This window comes from Christiangramia pacifica, assembly GCF_057221535.1.
The window spans coordinates 1982224-2000411 of sequence record NZ_CM170146.1; the positions used below are offsets into that span (position 1 = coordinate 1982224).

Here is an 18188-nt window from a genome sequence, read left to right on the forward strand (position 1 = left end):
AATAAGGGTGATTATCAATTAGAGTAAAATATATTATTATGGCTGAATTACTGCGTATTTATGACGAAAACCCGGCTCCCAAACACATTAAGAAAGTAGTTGATACCCTTCGCAACGGAGGGCTCATCATTTATCCCACAGATACTATTTATGGTCTCGGTTGCGATATCACCAATGTCGCGGCCCTGGAAAAGATTGCCCAGATCAAGAAAGTCAAACTTGAAAAGGCTAATTTTTCATTTGTTTGTGAAGACCTGAGCAATCTTTCAGACTATGTAAAGCAAATTGATACGGCGACTTTTAAAATACTTAAAAGAACCTTGCCTGGGCCTTATACATTTATATTGCCCGGTGGTAATAATCTTCCAAACGTATTCAAGAAGAAAAAAACTGTCGGGATCAGAATACCAGATAACAATATTTGCCGGGCCATTGTAAATGGTCTTGGAAATCCAATTGTATCTACATCCATAAGGGATGATGATGAGGTGTTGGAATATGGAACCGATCCTGAATTGATCAAAGAAAAATGGGATAATCTGGTAGACATTGTTATTGATGGCGGCTACGGTGATAACATTCCATCAACGGTAATCGATCTTACGACTCCAGAACCTGAAGTGATTAGGGAAGGTAAGGGAAGTATTGATATAATGTAAAGGTATTCTGAAAATCACCGCTATTCCCGTTAATTACATACTAAAGTCAGGCTAATATTTCTCAATGAAACGTAACATGCTTATTTTCAATAAAAAATTAATGTTATGAGTTTTATTGAAACTACAAGTAAAGAAAAAGGGAAAAATATTAACCTCTATTATGAAGATTATGGTGAAGGAAAGCCTGTGATTTTAATTCACGGTTGGCCGCTTAGTCATCGCATGTGGGAATACCAAATAAATGAAGTTGTTGATGCAGGATTTAGGTGTATAGCATACGATAGAAGAGGTTTTGGTGATAGCGATAAACCCTGGACAAATTATGATTATGATAGTCTGGCGAAAGATCTAAACGATATAATTACCAAATTAGGTTTATCTGAAGTGACCATAGTAGGGTTTTCCATGGGAGGAGGAGAAGTTGCCAGGTATATTGGAAAATACGGAACGGCAAATCTATCGAAAGCTGCTTTAATTTCGGCCGTGCCTCCATTTATGCTGAAAACAGATGATAATCCAGACGGACTCGAAAAAGAAGTTTTTGAAGGATTTAAAAAGGAAATTAAGAAAGATCGTCCGGCATTTCTGCAAGGCTTCGGAAAGCAATTTGTAAATTTTGATAAAGTAGGAGACAGAATTAGCCAGGAAATGACAGATTACTACTGGTCTATCGCCTGTAAGGGATCTTCAAATGCGACATTAGAATGTGTCGACTCCTTTGGATTGACAGATTTTCGTGATGATCTAAAGAAATTTGATATTCCAACCTTGATTGTACATGGAGATGCAGATCAAATTGTACCGATTGAAATTTCAGGAAAGAAAAGTGCAAATATGATCGAGAAAAGTGAATACCATGTAATTGAAGAAGCACCACACGGACTGGTACTTACTCATACTGCAGAATTTAATAAAATTTTCATTGATTTTCTGAAATCATAATTGAATAAAAACTACACGCTATAGCCCTTCAATGAAGGGCTTTTTTTATTTAATGATTTTTGAGAAGTCATTCAGAAATGCTGAATGAACTTCAGTCGCAGTAAGAATATAACCTTTCTTCTGCGCAGAATATGCCAATTCATAACCAAGTTGCGCAGCGGTTAATCTTTGAGATGGCGTACCGTGATGATCGTTACTCTCGATAAGACAGTCACCGACATTAAAGGAAAGTTCAAAATATTCTTCAATTCTTTTCCAGTTATAGGTAGCACCCCTTTTGTGCGTTAAAAAATAGGATGCAGCATAATCTGCTTCTAATTCTGAATATTTAGAAATTTCAGATTGCCCAATAAGATCTCCAGCTGTTTCCCAGCTATCTTCATTTTCAAACTGAGCCTGGTGCCACCATTCATGCGATAATATCGCTGTAAAAGCAAGATCTGCATCAATGCCCATATCTGTAATACTTTGGATGAGTCCATCGCCTATAACCAGTAGTCCACTTTCTTTTGTAAAAGCATCAAACGCGAAGTAGGGATTTTCAGGAAAGTTTGGTGAAGTTTCGTTTAACTCTAAAAGAAAATCTGCTTTCTGGTAAGCTTCAGTTCGATTTCTAACTGTCCGGTCAAAACTTTCGATCATATCAGTAAGTATTTCACGGTCGTTTAAGTAAGAGGTGTGCTGGCCATTCAAATAAATCTCACGGTCTAAGTTCCAAAATCTTCTTAATTCACGCATTCTCCTTTCAGCAAGTTTATTGAATTCCCCATTTTCACCATACCAGTTTTCACCCATATAATAAGAAACGTATTTCTGATTTAATTCCAGGTAGTAATTCAGGAGGTTAAAATCGAAAACAGGATCATTTAATAGATCTTCAAAATAATCAGATAAAACCTGGCTGAACGGCGTGGATTCACAAGTTTCTATGATTAGCTCATCATCCTGAAATCTAGCGCTAAGTGAATATGGAATAGGTTGATGGTATAAAAAATAGTTATAAGACTGTTTAGCTGTATGGTCTAAATTAATAATCTGATGATTTTTTATTTCAGGCATGCTTTCTTCTTCCGAACAGGATAAGATTAAAAAGCAAAATATTAGCATACCACAGCACCAGATGTACGCATCTGTGTTTTTCATAGCCTCAAAAATTAGGTGGTTGGTATGCTAAAATTAATATAAATTACTGATTATTAGAATTTTAAGTGTTAAAATAAAAAAGCCCCGCAATTGCGAGGCTTTTCTGATATTATAAATCGAATGCTTATTCGTCTCCAGAAGTTGCTTTTTCCATTCCTTCTTCGATCATACTGTAGAACTGGTCAAGTTTAGGAAGAACAACAATTCTAGTTCTTCTGTTCTTAGCACGTCCTTCAGCAGTCTCGTTTGAAGCGATTGGCACATAGTAACTTCTACCTGCAGCAGTCATACGAGCTGGTTCAACACCAAAATCATCCTGAAGTACTCTTACTACTGAAGTAGCACGTTTTACAGAAAGATCCCAGTTGTCTTCGAACATTGAAGTACTAATTGGTTTGTTATCTGTGTGACCTTCAACCATAAACTCGATGTTTGGTTTGTTCTTCACTACAGTTGCAACTTTACCTAAAACTTCTTTTGCACGAGAAGTAATGTTGTAACGACCGCTATCAAATAATAGTTTGTCAGAAATAGATACGTAAACAACACCTTTTTCAACGTTGATCTCGATATCTTCGTCACTCATATTTCCAAGAGCACCTTTAAGGCTGGTTACAAGAGCTAGAGTAACAGAATCTTTCTTGTTCATCGCATCTTGCATTTTTGTGATAGCAAGATCTTTTTCTTTGATTCTTTCAAGTGATCTTTCCATGTTCTCTGCTTCTTTCTTAGAAAGAGTAGCTAGATCACCAACATTATTCAATAATGCTGCATTTGTATTATTAAGTCTTGTGATTTGCTTGGTCATTCCCTCTTTTTCGTCAAGACATGAATTTAGCTTAACAGTAGCAGTATTCAACTGGTCCTGAGTTTCTCTTTGCTTGGCTTCAAGCTCGTTGTATTTTTTCTGTGAAACACACGAAGAAAGCAGGATGGCAGCTGTTGCTGATAATAGCATGATTTTTTTCATAATCTGTTTCTTAAATTTAATTTGTTAGAATGCCCAAAAATATCAAAAAAAATATAAGGTGAAAAGGTATTTTAACATTTCCTTCTTGATTTATTTTCAGAGCTCACTGAACTTATTTTTTTTCTGAATAAAATGAGCATAAACAATAGAAGAAATAAGGTAGTATTTCCTGAAAATGAATTCTTTCGGTCTCTTTTTTCTCATTCTTCTGAAGTGCCTGTAGAAGCTACCATGGGCGCTTAAAATCGCAAAAAAATGATTGAATTTTCCTTCGAAAATAAACTTGAAAGCAGCAATTCCATCAAGGATCATCCGTATAAAAAGAATGTAAAAAAGTTTAGCTGGTTCTACGTTTTTAAGAAGTAGAAAAAGTCCGTTTCTGAAATTGTAAAAGGTCTTTTTAGGATTTACATGTTCTAGAGTTGCTCCACCAACGTGAAAAACAAGGGAAGCACCGACGTATTTTATCTTATAGCCTTTATTCAAAAGTCTCCAGCATAGGTCAATTTCTTCCTGATGAGCAAAGAAATCTTCATCTAGTCCACCAACTTCCTCAAAGGCTACTTTTCTGATGGCAAGGCAGGCGCCGCTAGCCCAGAAAATATATTCATCCTGATTATATTGCCCGTGGTCTTCTTCCAATTTCTGGAAAATACGACCTCGACAAAATGGATAACCAAATATGTCTATATAGCCACCGGCCGCCCCGGCATACTCAAATTGATTTTTCGCATTAAAATCCAGGATTTTTGGCTGGATTGCTGCAGTTACAGGCTCCTTTCTAAAAGTTTCAAGAATTGGTTGCAACCAGTTCTCAGTTACCTCTACATCACTGTTCAGCAGGATATGAATATCTTCCGGAACTTTTTGTAAAGCAAGATTATAACCCCCAGCATAACCTGCGTTTATTCCATTTTCAATAATATTCACTTCTGGGAAAGCATTTATTAAAAGTTCCAGCGATCCATCACTGGAATCATTATCTGCCACATACACTTTGGCGTCTTGCGAAAATTTCAGGACTGACGGTAGGAATTTCTTCAATAGTTCCTTTCCATTCCAATTTAATATGACCACAGCGATTTTCATACTTTGGAATATTCAGGAATTTCCTTTAAAAAAATATAATTCTCATTTTCGTAATCCATCCTGCAAAAGTAATGCTCCAATCCATTGGTGACCATCAGGAAATTTGCTTTTAAGGTAAGATTATATCGAGCGATCTGGTCAAAAGTATCCTGAGTGATCTTGATCTTCGGGGCTTTACATTCTACAATAAGCTGAATATTCCCGTCAGGTTCAAAAATTACAATATCATACCTCTTTGTAAGTCCCGCGATCTTCAATTGTTTCTCGACATTGATAAGACTTAGCGGATATTTTTTCTCAGTTTGCAAAAATCTAACGCAATTTTGGCGCACCCATTCTTCTGGCGTAAGGATGACGAATTTTTTCCTGAGATCATCAAAAACAGCTATTTTATTTTGATTATTTTTGAACCGAAATGAATATTGAGGGAAATTCAATTTTTGCATGTTTCAAAAGTAATAAACAATATTACAGGCTTGCAAGTTACTTTTTTAGAATTCTTTCAGCATAAACCGCCGCAAAATTCCGCATGGACGAAGCTAAACAGATTGTAAACGATATTCAGAAAGGGAATATAAAACCAATTTATTTCCTGATGGGTGAAGAGCCGTATTACATAGACAGGATCTCAGATTTTATTGAAGAAAATGTTCTTTCTGAAGAGGAGCGGGGATTTAACCAAATGCTGATTTACGGAAGAGATACCAGTATTGACGAAATTGTGAGCAACGCCAAGCGATATCCCATGATGGCTGAAAGGCAGGTGGTGATCGTAAAAGAGGCGCAGGATCTTTCCAGAACGATCGAGAAACTGGTAGACTACGCTGAAAACCCTCAGCCAACAACAGTTCTTGTAGTTTGCTATAAATACAAGAAAATAGACAAAAGAAAAAAGCTATATAAAGCGGTTAATAAGTCTGGAGTTCTATTTGAGGGCAAAAGATTGTATGAAAACCAAGTGGGAAGCTGGATCACCGGGAATTTAAAAAGCAGAGGCTATTCAATTTCTCCTAAGGCCTCTCAAATGCTCGTTGAATTTCTAGGAACCGATCTTGGTAAGATCGATAATGAACTGGATAAACTAACCTTAATCTGCCCTCAGGGAACTACCATTAGCCCAGAGATCATTGAAGAAAATATAGGTATTAGTAAAGATTTCAATAATTTCGAGCTACGCAAGGCGATTGGAGAAAAGGATTCACTAAAAGCTCACCGAATCATAAATTATTTCTCTCAGAACCCAAAGGATAACCCAATGGTGGTGACGATTTCCCTATTGTTCTCTTATTTTTCACAAATACTTCAATACCATGGCCTAAATGATAAGTCCAAAGGAGTGGTGGCGAAACAATTAAAGATCAGTCCATATTTTGTAAGCGATTACGCCGTTGCTGCAAGAAATTACCCCATGAAAAAGGTTAGCCACGCCATAAGTTTACTCCAGGAAACAGATGTGAAAAGCAAAGGTGTTGGTGCGAGCAATGTTTCTCAGGGTGACCTGTTGAAGGAGCTTCTGGTTAAAATAATGAATTAATAATGAATAGAATTTCATCCTGGATAAATGCCGCAAGGCTTAGAACCCTACCTCTTTCCATATCCGGAATTCTAGTTGGAAGTAGCATAGCAGCTTTTGAAGGTTATTTTGACCTGGCAATTTTCAGTTTGGCGCTGGGAACAACGCTTGGTTTACAAATCCTTTCGAACTTCGCGAATGATTATGGCGATGGTGTAAAGGGGACAGATAATGAAGACAGAATAGGCCCAGCACGTGCAATTCAAAGCGGGCTGATCACGCAAAAAGATATGAAACAGGCGATGATAATTACCGCAGCTGCAACTTTGCTATTGGCGGTTCTATTGATCTATGCGTCCTTTGGCAGTGAAAAGTTGCTATCTGCGCTGGTGTTTTTTCTGCTTGGAGTAGGGGCCATTATTGCCGCTATTAAATATACCGTTGGCAATACGGCTTATGGTTATAAAGGTTTTGGAGATATCTTTGTATTTATATTCTTCGGACTGGTTTCTGTTTATGGTTCATATTATTTGTACAGTCATGATCATGAACTTATCAGCATATTTCCTGCAATTGCCATAGGTTTTTTAAGTGTAGCGGTGCTAAATTTGAATAATCTTCGGGATCGTATTTCAGATGAGAAGGCTGGAAAAATCACGCTTGTGGTCAAAATGGGAGATAAAAAAGCCAAGGATTACCATTATATTCTAATTCTAGGAGCCTTATTTTTTCTACTGGTCTATTCCGTTATTAATTCATCTGAATTGAATGATCTTATTTATCTAATTGCGTTTATACCCTTATTCTTCCATTTGAAGAGAGTAGTAACTAATAGTGATCCAAAAGAACTGGATCCTGAGCTAAAAGTAGTGGCCTTGTCAACATTTGGAATATCGCTGCTCTTTGCTTTGGGACTTATTTGGTAGTCGCTTCTTTTAAGTTTAACAAAATTATATATCGGCAGTTTCAGAGATTTTTGGGTGAATCCTTATTTTTATTGAAAACCGAAAAATAAGATTATGGAAATTACCTTTTACGGTCAGAATACACTGGCATTGAAAATTGGAGATATCAACGTTCTTGTGGATCCATTTATCACCGGAAACGATCTTTCAAAAGATAAAGTAGATATTAATGATCTGAAAGCAGATTATATTTTACTAACACACGCACATCAGGATCATATTCTGGACGCTGAAGCGATCGCAAAAAATACTGGAGCAGTGATCGTAAGTAATTATGAGATCGCGAATCATTATGAAGATAAGGGATTTGAAGTTCACCCGATGAATCATGGCGGAAGCTGGGATTTTGAATTCGGAAAAGTAAAATATGTGAATGCTATTCATACCAGTTCGTTCCCTGATGGAAAGTATGGCGGCCAGCCTGGAGGATTTGTAATTGAAGGTGAGCATAAGAATATTTATATTGCGGGTGATACTGCGCTAACGATGGATATGAAACTCATTCCGTTACATACCAAACTGGACATCGCGGTGCTCCCGATAGGAGATAATTTTACCATGGGAGTGGATGATGCCATTATTGCCAGCGATTTTATCGAATGTGATAAGATCATAGGTTGCCACTATGATACTTTCGGTTATATTGAAATTGATCATGAAGAGGCGAAAAAGAAATTTTACGAAAAAGGAAAAGACCTCATGTTGCTCGACATAGGGGAATCTATAGAGATATAAATGACGGCATCTTATAAAAAGTATATTTTAAATTTTAAACGCCCTAGCGGAACTTCGCGGGGCGTTCTTACTGAAAAAGAAACCTGGTTTTTAAAGATTTCAGACGGAGATAATTTTGGAATTGGCGAATGTGGCATTTTGAGAAGCCTTAGTTACGATGACCGTCCAGACTATGAAGAAAAGCTAAAATGGGTTTGTAATAATATCAATATTGGTAAAGACATGCTCTGGGAAGAGCTCAGGGAATTTCCAAGTATTCAGTTTGGAGTAGAAATGGCTTTTAAAAGTTTGGAAGCTGAAGATCCCTTTCTTTTATTTCCTTCAGATTTTACTGCCGGAAAAGATGCGATTTCGATTAACGGACTCATCTGGATGGGTGATAAAGCCTTTATGAAAGAGCAAATTTCAGACAAGATCGAAGCAGGTTTTAATTGTATTAAGCTAAAAATCGGGGCTATCGACTTCGAAACTGAATTGGACCTGATTAAATCTATCCGGGAAAATTTTTCAGAAAAGGAAATAGAATTGCGTGTAGATGCTAACGGCGCATTTGCACCGGATGAGGCGTTATCAAAACTGGAGCAATTATCAAAATTCAGTTTACACAGTATCGAACAGCCTATTAAGCAGGGTCAGATAAATGAAATGGCTGAACTATGTGACAAAACACCATTACCTATTGCGCTGGATGAAGAGTTGATTGGGATTACAGATGTAACAGAAAAGGCAAAACTACTACAAACTATAAAGCCACAATATGCGATTTTTAAACCAAGTCTCATTGGTGGATTTAAAGGAACAAACGAGTGGATTGAAGCTTGCGCTGAAATTAATATAGACTGGTGGATCACCAGTGCGCTGGAAAGTAATATCGGGTTAAATGCCATCTCACAATATACATACATGCTTGATTCAAAATTGCCACAAGGCCTTGGGACAGGCGGTTTGTATACCAATAATATTGAAAGTCCTTTAGAAGTTCAGAATGGTAAGATTCAGTATAACCCTGCGAAAAAGTGGGAAATAAATTATTCAAATTAAATGTTCATAGCTCAGGCATTCAAATTTAAACACGATCTCTGGAGGTATATTGTTGGGGTTGTTGTAGTTCTTGCAGGTGTATTTATTGGTCAGATTCCGCTTACCGTAGCAATTTTTATGGAAATTGGTGTTGAAGAAGCCATTGGTCTTTCCGAAACTGATATGATGACGGCGCTCGATTCCAATTACTTTTTATTTCTGATGTTACTCTCTTTCGCTATCGCCCTGGTTTTCCTCTTTTTTGCAGTAAAGAAAATTCATAATCAGGATCTGGTATCGTTAACCACATCGCGTAAAAGGATAGATTGGGGAAGATTCTGGTTCGCTTTCGCACTTGTAAGCGTATTCATCGTGATCACTACCATAGGAGATTATTATTCTAATCCGCAGGATTATCTCTGGAATTTCGATTCAAAGCCTTTTCTGATTCTTTTGGCGGTAGCTGTTTTAATGGTTCCGCTACAGACAAGTTTCGAAGAGTATTTCTTCCGTGCTTATTTGATGCAGGGAATAGGAGTGCTTAGCCGAAATCGCTGGTTGCCCTTGATCATAACTTCCGTTGTTTTTGGTGGTCTGCATTTTTTTAATCCTGAAGTGACCAAACTGGGAAACATCATTATGATCTATTACATTGGCACTGGTTTTATGCTTGGTATCATGGCGCTTATGGATGAAGGGATTGAACTCTCCCTGGGCTTCCATGCCGCTAACAATTTGCTAACCGCACTATTGGTCACTGCCGACTGGACAGCATTTCAAACTAATTCAATTTTCAAGGATATTTCTGAACCTTCTGCCGGTTGGGATGTTCTAATTCCTATTTTGGTTATTTATCCATTATTCCTGTTTATCATGGCGAAGAAATATAAGTGGACAGACTGGAAAGGAAAACTATTCGGAAAAGTTGAAAAACCGGAGCCTGTTCCAAACGATGATTACATCTACTAGCTTGAAAATTAGCTTCTAATACGCAACCTTTCAGGTTTTAATGTATCTTGTTAGAAACTAACCATATCATGAGAAAAATTCCATTGTTGCTATTTGCAAGCCTCATCTTGCAGTCTTGCTGGTATAGAAATGATGATGATCAATGGACTACAGACCCGGCTGCGAGTGCATTTGAACCGATTACAATAGATAGAGAAACATTTGAAAGCACGATCGCAGTAAGCGGTCCCAGAGCAATAGAAGAGGCTGGAAAGATTTATGTGAACGGAGACATGGTCTATATCAATGAAGTGGAAAAAGGATTTCATGTGCTGGATAACCGTGACCCTGAAAACCCGAAGAATATATCTTTTATAGAAATTCCATTGGCAACAGATCTCGCCATTCGAAATAATACTATTTATGTACACCACGCCGTAGATCTAGTGGCTATGCACTATAGCATGGGAGCTGTAGAGATCGTGCATAGAGAAAGAAATGTATTCCCTCCTTTAAATTCTCCTGACGGCTTTATGGCGCAGGATTTTGATGTGGCTCAGGATCAAATCGTCATCGGTTATCAATCCAGAAACTAAGAGATATGAAAAAGTTAGCAATTTTATTTCTTTTTGGATTATTGATCTCCTGTAGTACTGAAAATGCTACGGGACCTAATGGTAACGCAAAAGGTGATGGGATGGGAGGATCTCTTGCCAGGTTTACCCTTGCCGGAGATTATTTATACACGGTAGACGATCAGTCTTTAAGAATATTTGATATTAGTAATCGAGATAAACCAGAATTTGTAAATGAAAAATATATTGGTTTTGATATTGAAACTCTTTACAGTTTAGGTGAGAATTTATTTGTAGGCAGCAGGCTGGGAATGTTTATTTATGATATATCAGATCCTGAATTCCCGCTTCAGCTCGCCGAGGTGCAACATGTGAGAAGTTGCGATCCTGTAGTTTCAGACGGTTCTTATGCATATGTAACTTTGCATACCAATGCTAGTTGTGCCGGAGACGTTAATCAGCTGGAAATTTATAATGTTGAAAATCCGATGAACCCGGAGTTGCTGAACGTTATCAGGATGGACCGGCCAATAGGTTTAGGTATCTATGGCGATAATTTATTGGTGACAGATGAAGGAGTCGTTCGCATATTCGACGTGACAGGACCTGCCATGCCAGATTTATTAGGCGGAATTCCGGTGGACGGATTTGATTTAATTATTAAACAGGATCATCTATTTGTGATTGGTCCCGAAGCCCTGTATCAATACCGCTTAAACTCCGAAAATGTTGAGGAATTTGAAAATCTTAGTACTTTCACTTTCTAAGTTTTCAACAATTTTCAAATCGTTCTTAGTTCCTGATTAGATAAATGTTTCAGAAGTTATTTAAAAATTTCATTGCAATTTGTTAACTTTCAGTAATAAGTTATTTATCAACTTAGTTTGAAGTATGACAGGCAAGTACAAAATACCTGAAACACATCCTGATTTTATGCTCAATAAGCGTCATTTTAATAATGCTGAGCTAAAGAATATTGCGTACAGTTATATTAAAGAGGGTGAGCCGTTTGAACAACAAATTGGTAATTTTTTACTGGATTGGTTGAAACCAGTCTCTTATATTGAAGTGAGTACGTCTGGTTCCACTGGAACACCTAAAAAGATAAGGCTGGAAAAACAGCACATGATCAATTCTGCGCTGGCGACTTCAAAATTTTTCAAACTTCCCGCAAAAACAACAGCTTTAATGTGTCTTCCTGCTGAATATATCGCAGGAAAAATGATGCTGGTTAGAGCAATGTTTGTAGGTTGGCACCTGGACACAGTTCCGCCATCATCAAATCCATTAGATCAGGTTTTTAAGGTTTATGATTTTTCAGCCATGACTCCTTTTCAACTGGACAATTCTATTGCTCGTCTTCACCTGGTCAAAAAAATGATCATTGGCGGGGGAGTGGTGTCTACGAGAATTGCTGAAATGCTGGTTGATGTCGATTCTAAAATTTATGAAACTTATGGAATGACAGAAACCTGCAGTCATATTGCCGCCAGAAGATTGAATCCCACTAAAAAAAATAAATCCAGGAGAGCTTTTAAACTTCTGCCAAATATAAGCATTGCACAGGATGAACGAGGCTGCCTGATCATAAAGGCGCCGAACATTCTCGATGAAGAGATCGTAACCAATGATGTTGTTGAGATCATTACCTACAAGAAATTTATCTGGAAAGGCAGGTACGACAATGTTATCAATTCTGGCGGCATCAAATTATATCCTGAAGAGATCGAAAGAAAACTTAATAAAGTGCTGGATCACCGGTTTTTTGTAACCTCAATGCCAGATGATTCTCTTGGAGAAAAACTGGTTTTATTCGTAGAAGATGATTTTTCAGAAGAAACTTTGGATGATCTTCAGAAATCTCTTGGAGGATTGAAATCACTGGATAAATATGAAAAGCCTAAGAAAATCTATCTTATCGAAAAATTCGAAGAGACTCCAAATGGAAAAATTCACCGCGAAAATACGCTAAAAAGTAAGGTGAGTTAAACCCCCAATTTACATGAGAAAATTAATATTGCTGGTGCTGCTTTTAGGAACCGGCATTACACAAAGCCAGGTTCTAGCTGAACGCGAACGTTCGCAAATTATAGACGAAATACTTAACGAAAGATTCAACCAGGTTCTACCGGATTTAATGGATAGAACGGATATTGATATGTGGATAGTGATATCTCGGGAATACAATGAAGATCCAGTATTACGAACCATGTTGCCATCAACCTGGTTGAATGCCAGGAGACGAACCATTTTAGTCTTCAATCGTTTAAAATCTCAGGATTCAATCGAAAAACTGGCTATTGCGCGTTATAATATTGGGGATATTATCGAATCTGCCTGGAATAAAGAAGAACAACCAGATCAATGGAAAGCGCTCGTAGATATTATTGAGGCTAGAAATCCCGATTCTATCGGATTAAATATTTCTGAAAATTTCGGAATTGCTGACGGTTTGGTGAAAACAGATTACGATGAATTTATAGAGGCTTTACCCGAAAAATTTCAGGATCGAATTGTTTCCGCTGAAGATCTTGCCGTAGGTTGGATTGAAACCCGTACGCTGCGTGAAATGGTGATTTATAGTTCACTTGTAGAAACTACTCATAATATTATTGACGAAGCTTTTAGCAAACAGGTAATTGAACCCGGAGTGACTACCACAGATGATGTTGTCTGGTGGATGAGACAGCGAGTGACAGATCTGGGGCTGGAAACCTGGTTCCATCCAACTGTTGATATTCAGCGGTCGGAGGAGGAACTTGTAGATCATATCACTGCATTTTCAGATGAAAATGGGAGTGATGTCATTATGCCAGGAGATCTGTTGCATTGTGATTTCGGAATTTCATATTTAAGATTGAATACAGATTGCCAGCAAATGGCCTATGTACTGAAAAATGATGAAAATGAAGCGCCAGATTTTCTTCAGAAAGCCTTTCAGAAAGGGAATGATCTTCAGGATATTCTGACTTCTAATTTTAAGACCGGGCTCACCGGAAATGAAATTTTAAGCAATAGTCTAGAGCAGGCGAAAGAGAAAGGATTGAAAGCATCTATCTATACACATCCATTAGGATTGTATGGTCATTCTGCCGGGCCAACTATCGGTATGTGGGATCAGCAGGAAGGCGTGCCGGGAACTGGAGATTATAAGCTATTTGAAAATACAGTTTATGCTATAGAATTAAATACTGAAGTAGAAATCCCGGAATGGAATAAAAGGGTTAGGATCATGCTGGAAGAAGCTGGATTTTGGGGTGAGGATGGTTTTAGATACGTGAATAAAAGACAGAGAGAACTAATGCTTATTCCTTCAGATAAGACCAGTAACTAAATAGATAGATCTTAGAAAATTTACAATATCAAACCCTTCTTATTTTCAAATAAAAAGTAAAACCCTCTAAAAAAAATAAATGGTTGTTCAATTCTAATTGTTACAATCTATTTAACGATTTCAGTATCGATATAAAATTCTAGATCATTCACTTTTAGTTCATCCAATTCTTCTCCAGTTTCATAAGATTGCCATTCTGAAGTAGCATCAAATCTAATTTCTTCTTCGTCAATAATTACATCCACAGGCATTTTGAAATCGGCTACATCTGCTTTCCAGCGATATTGTATTTGATCATCTGCCTGTCTTAGTTGAAGGGTTGGTAGTTTAGAATTCCGAAGATATTGCTCGAAAACCGGTTTAAGATCAACCGATGTGGCAGCATCAAAAAAGGCCTCGGTATCGGCAGAAGTGATGGTTTGATGTTTAAAAGTTTGAGTATAATCTCTAAAAGTTTCCCACCATAATTCATCATCGTCGTAAATACTTCTAATCATATTCAAAAGATTTGCGCCCTTATAATACATGTCACCAGAACCTTCAGCATTAACACCATAATCGCCAATGATAGTAGAAGAATTTGAGATATTCTGCCTGATTCCTCTGATATATTTCAATGCGTCCTCTTTTCCCCATTCGCATTCTATGAAAATTGATTCGGTGTAACTGGTAAAACCTTCATGAATCCACATATCGGCGATGTCTTTGGCAGTAATACTGTTGCCATACCATTCATGACCCGATTCATGGATAATGATAAAATCCCATTTCAGGCCAATCCCAGTTCCGGAAAGATCATTACCTAGATATCCTTTCAAATATTTGTTTCCATAAGCCACCGCGCTTTGATGCTCCATTCCCAAATATGGAGTTTCAACCAGTTTATAGCCATCTTCTGGAAAAGGATAAGGCCCCATTTTTTCGTAAAAACAATCCATCATCGGCTTGACTTCTTCAAATTGCTTTTTAGCCTTTTCAAGATTATAGGGAAGTACATAATAATCCAGCGTTAGATCCTGGTACTTATCTGAGAAATGTTCATAGTTCCCAATGTTGATCATGATATTGTAGTTATTTATTGGGTTCACTACTTTCCAGCTCCATTCGGTAAATCCATTTCCGAGGTCATTTTGCCCGAGAAATCTTCCGTTAGAAACGTTCATTAATCCATTTGGAACGGCAATATCTAAATGTGCTTCATCCGGTTCATCGCTTTGGTGATCTTTATTTGGATACCATAAACTAGCTCCGGTTCCCTGAACTGCCACACCAATCCATGGATTTCCATCCTTATCCTGAGACCATACAAAACCGCCGTCCCATGGCGCATTTTCTGCTATTTTGGGCTTTCCATGATAAAAGAATTCAATTGAATCTGAAATACCTTTTGAAAGTGCTTCTTGAAAATTTATAAATACGGCATTGTATTTACGTTGATAATACAATTTATTTCCAGAATGAATAATAGAATCGATTTCCATATTCTTAAAAAGATCTACTTGCATCATATTCAATTCCTTCTGAACTTCAAAACTAATGGTGTTAGAGCCTGAAATTGACTGCGAGTCTGGATCTACCTTAAGCTTAAGATGGTATTTCTTAACGTCGTAATTTGTTCTTTCAGGTCTCAGAGATCCTCTTAAAGTGTCCGCTTCGGTATAATCTGAATGGTTTTCGCCAACAACCTGCGCATAATTGATCGAACAGGTAAAAATGAAGAGAATACAGATAATCTTATTCATGGTGTACAACATATAATTTTGCGTTAGGATCTTTTTCCAGTTTATCATTCATGGAGGTTGTGAGATCATTAAAACTTTTCAGATCTGTTCCCTTGCAAACCCCGTAGGAGTAATGATATTTCAATAATTCCAGGTCATCCTGGGTCAACGATCTATAAGAATTGCAGGTAGATAAGATGCTTTCGCAATTGAGTTTCTCGCTTTTTGAAAAATATCCAAGTGATTTGAAAAAATGATATAGCAGCAAATTTTCTTTGAGCAAATTATTTTTAACTACTGTGGTATTGATTTTCAATGTCCCTTTATAAATCTGATTTTTACCATTCCAGTGAATGTAATAACCACTTTTACTGCCTATCCTGGGTTCATGCTCAACATTAAAATCTTTATTAAGGTAGTAAACAAAATAATTGCTCTTTTCCTTAATAAAGTTTCTACTTATGTTTAAAGAATCGACTTCATTGGATATATTTTCAGCAATTTTCATCATAAATCTTACATCAGCCTCGGGAACACTTTCATCAAAATAAATTCGAATATCATCTTTCCAGTATTTCATGTGTCTGGTTGAATCCACCTTGGTTCCAGTGCCGTATGCAACATTCATGTAGGTCTCTAGAAAATCGGCGTCTTTTGGCTCATAAAGTACTTTCTTGACCTTCTGACCTTCAAACGGATCAAAATCTAACGGGACACTTACCAGCGTATCGTTATTACTGTACATGAATTCCGTGGTATCCGTGGTCTCACCGAATATTTCTTTATAAGCTTTCAACGGAACATATTTTTTCACCACATGTTTCTGAATGGTGTCCTGAGCGCTTAATTGAAAACTAAAAAATAAAATAAAAATAAGACGAATGATATTACGCATAGATCAGGTTTGGATCACTCCCATGTTGAAATCTTTTTCAATAGGAGCGTGGTTAGCAGCTTCAATACCGGTAGAAATCCATTTTCTAGTATCCAGAGGATCAATTACGGCATCGGTCCAGAGGCGTGCTGCGGCGTAATAAGCTGAGGTTTGTTCGTCATATTTGGCCTTCAGTTTTTCAAATACTTCTTTTTCTTTTTCTTCATCAACTTTTTCGCCTTTCTTCTCCATAGAAGCAGTCTCTATCTGAGCCAGAACTTTTGCTGCCTGGGTTCCACCCATAACTGCTAATTCTGCACTTGGCCAGGCTACGATCAACCTAGGATCATAAGCTTTTCCGCACATAGCGTAATTTCCTGCTCCATATGAATTTCCAATTACGATGGTGAATTTAGGAACTACAGAATTGCTTACGGCATTTACCATTTTGGCTCCGTCTTTAATGATTCCGCCATGTTCACTTTTACTTCCTACCATAAATCCGGTAACATCCTGAAGAAAAACTAAAGGAATTTTTTTCTGGTTGCAATTAGCAATAAAACGGGTGGCTTTATCTGCTGAATCTGAATAAATCACCCCTCCAAACTGCATTTCGCCTTTTTTGGTTTTTACGATCTTACGCTGGTTAGCCACAATACCAACCGCCCAGCCATCAATTCTGGCATAACCGGTAATGATAGATTGGCCATAACCTTCTTTGTATTCTTCAAATTTTGAATCGTCTACCAGCCTTTCGATGATCTTATGCATATCATATTGATCACTTCTTTTCTTAGGAAGAATTCCGTAGATTTCTTCTGGGTTTTCCTTTGGCTTTGCTGGCTTTGAATGATTATATCCGGCTTTATCAAAATCACCAATTTTATCCATGATATTTTGAATGCGGGTTAAAGCATCTTTATCATCTTTGGCTTTGTAGTCTGTAACTCCGCTAATTTCAGAATGCGTGGTAGCACCTCCAAGAGTTTCATTATCGATAGACTCGCCAATTGCAGCTCTTACTAGGTAACTCCCTGCTAAAAAAATGCTTCCGGTTTTTTCCACGATCAAAGCTTCATCGCTCATGATAGGCAGGTAAGCTCCACCTGCAACACAACTTCCCATTATTGCTGCGATCTGGGTAATTCCCATACTGCTCATAACCGCATTATTTCTGAATATTCTTCCAAAATGTTCTTTATCTGGAAAGATCTCATCCTGCATTGGCAAATACACACCCGCACTATCTACAAGATAAATGATGGGTAATCTGTTTTCTATGGCTATTTCCTGAGCGCGAAGGTTTTTCTTCCCGGTAATTGGAAACCAGGCGCCGGCTTTTACGGTAGCGTCATTTGCCACGACGATACATTGCTTTCCTGAAACATGGCCAATTTTTACAACGACTCCACCACTTGGGCAGCCGCCATGTTCCTCATACATTCCTTCTCCGGCAAAAGCTCCAATTTCTATTGCCTTTTCATTATCGTCTAAAAGAAAGTCAATTCTTTCCCTGGCAGTCATTTTACCTTTAGAGTGATGCTTTTCAATTCTCTTTTCACCACCACCTAATTTTACTTTAGCAAGTTTCTGTCTCAAGGTCGAAACCAGAAGCTTATTATGATCTTCATTCTTGTTGAAGTTGATATCCATTATTTTGAACTTTTTACAGTTATTCGACTAATTTGATAAGATTAAAT

The 18188-nt window shown here is 37.5% G+C and carries 18 protein-coding genes; 11 read left to right on the forward strand and 7 right to left on the reverse strand.

Going from position 1 to position 18188, the window contains the following annotated elements:
* Positions 1-38 precede the first annotated feature (38 nt).
* On the forward strand, positions 39-659 hold the full coding sequence (locus AC2S94_RS09250; protein WP_484628317.1) for an L-threonylcarbamoyladenylate synthase: 621 nt from the start codon (positions 39-41) through the stop codon (positions 657-659).
* 105 nt (positions 660-764) lie between these two features.
* Entirely contained in the window at positions 765-1601 is an 837-nt protein-coding gene (locus AC2S94_RS09255) for an alpha/beta fold hydrolase (protein WP_484628318.1), read from the forward strand.
* Positions 1602-1646: 45 nt separating this feature from the next.
* On the opposite strand, the gene AC2S94_RS09260 is transcribed toward AC2S94_RS09255, so the two are convergent.
* From AC2S94_RS09260 to AC2S94_RS09275, 4 genes are all read right to left on the reverse strand, one after another.
* Entirely contained in the window at positions 1647-2744 is a 1098-nt protein-coding gene (locus AC2S94_RS09260; RefSeq protein ID WP_484628319.1) for a hypothetical protein, read from the reverse strand.
* A gap of 124 nt (positions 2745-2868) precedes the next feature.
* A complete protein-coding gene (locus AC2S94_RS09265) occupies positions 2869-3714 on the reverse strand; it encodes an OmpA/MotB family protein (protein ID WP_484628320.1) in 846 nt (281 codons plus the stop codon).
* 96 nt (positions 3715-3810) lie between these two features.
* Positions 3811-4803 (reverse strand): glycosyltransferase family 2 protein, encoded by a 993-nt coding sequence (locus AC2S94_RS09270; RefSeq protein WP_484628321.1) that lies wholly within the window; start codon positions 4801-4803, stop codon positions 3811-3813.
* On the reverse strand, positions 4800-5249 hold the full coding sequence (locus AC2S94_RS09275) for a type I restriction enzyme HsdR N-terminal domain-containing protein (RefSeq protein WP_484628322.1): 450 nt from the start codon (positions 5247-5249) through the stop codon (positions 4800-4802). Before AC2S94_RS09275 ends, AC2S94_RS09270 begins: the two co-directional genes overlap by 4 nt.
* A gap of 83 nt (positions 5250-5332) precedes the next feature.
* Here AC2S94_RS09275 and holA point away from each other — a divergent pair, with 83 nt between their 5' ends.
* The 9 genes from holA (at position 5333) to AC2S94_RS09320 (ending at position 13893) form a co-directional block, all read left to right on the forward strand.
* On the forward strand, positions 5333-6337 hold the full coding sequence (holA, locus tag AC2S94_RS09280; protein WP_484628323.1) for a DNA polymerase III subunit delta: 1005 nt from the start codon (positions 5333-5335) through the stop codon (positions 6335-6337).
* 2 nt (positions 6338-6339) lie between these two features.
* Complete coding sequence (menA, locus tag AC2S94_RS09285; RefSeq protein ID WP_484628324.1) at positions 6340-7242, forward strand: 1,4-dihydroxy-2-naphthoate octaprenyltransferase; 903 nt, start codon at positions 6340-6342, stop codon at positions 7240-7242.
* A 93-nt stretch (positions 7243-7335) separates the two neighbouring features.
* On the forward strand, positions 7336-8016 hold the full coding sequence (locus AC2S94_RS09290; RefSeq protein WP_484628325.1) for a metal-dependent hydrolase: 681 nt from the start codon (positions 7336-7338) through the stop codon (positions 8014-8016).
* Positions 8017-9057: an o-succinylbenzoate synthase gene (locus AC2S94_RS09295; protein ID WP_484628326.1), complete on the forward strand. Its 1041-nt coding sequence runs from the start codon at positions 8017-8019 to the stop codon at positions 9055-9057. It begins immediately after the preceding gene.
* The gene (locus tag AC2S94_RS09300; protein ID WP_484628327.1) at positions 9058-10005 is read left to right on the forward strand and encodes a CPBP family intramembrane glutamic endopeptidase; all 948 of its coding nucleotides are present in this window, start codon (positions 9058-9060) and stop codon (positions 10003-10005) included. It begins immediately after the preceding gene.
* Between the two features lie 68 nt (positions 10006-10073).
* Complete coding sequence (locus AC2S94_RS09305; protein ID WP_484628328.1) at positions 10074-10580, forward strand: hypothetical protein; 507 nt, start codon at positions 10074-10076, stop codon at positions 10578-10580.
* Positions 10581-10585: 5 nt separating this feature from the next.
* Positions 10586-11326 (forward strand): LVIVD repeat-containing protein, encoded by a 741-nt coding sequence (locus tag AC2S94_RS09310; RefSeq protein ID WP_484628329.1) that lies wholly within the window; start codon positions 10586-10588, stop codon positions 11324-11326.
* A 124-nt stretch (positions 11327-11450) separates the two neighbouring features.
* Complete coding sequence (locus tag AC2S94_RS09315) at positions 11451-12548, forward strand: AMP-binding protein (protein WP_484628330.1); 1098 nt, start codon at positions 11451-11453, stop codon at positions 12546-12548.
* 13 nt (positions 12549-12561) lie between these two features.
* Complete coding sequence (locus AC2S94_RS09320; RefSeq protein ID WP_484628331.1) at positions 12562-13893, forward strand: M24 family metallopeptidase; 1332 nt, start codon at positions 12562-12564, stop codon at positions 13891-13893.
* Between the two features lie 107 nt (positions 13894-14000).
* On the opposite strand, the gene AC2S94_RS09325 is transcribed toward AC2S94_RS09320, so the two are convergent.
* The 3 genes from AC2S94_RS09325 to AC2S94_RS09335 are packed head-to-tail and all read right to left on the reverse strand — an operon-like array spanning position 14001 to position 18141.
* The gene (locus tag AC2S94_RS09325) at positions 14001-15635 is read right to left on the reverse strand and encodes a M1 family metallopeptidase (protein WP_484630906.1); all 1635 of its coding nucleotides are present in this window, start codon (positions 15633-15635) and stop codon (positions 14001-14003) included.
* On the reverse strand, positions 15628-16509 hold the full coding sequence (locus AC2S94_RS09330; RefSeq protein WP_484628332.1) for a hypothetical protein: 882 nt from the start codon (positions 16507-16509) through the stop codon (positions 15628-15630). Before AC2S94_RS09330 ends, AC2S94_RS09325 begins: the two co-directional genes overlap by 8 nt.
* Before the next feature lie 3 nt (positions 16510-16512).
* Entirely contained in the window at positions 16513-18141 is a 1629-nt protein-coding gene (locus tag AC2S94_RS09335) for an acyl-CoA carboxylase subunit beta (protein ID WP_484628333.1), read from the reverse strand.
* Positions 18142-18188: the final 47 nt, after the last annotated feature.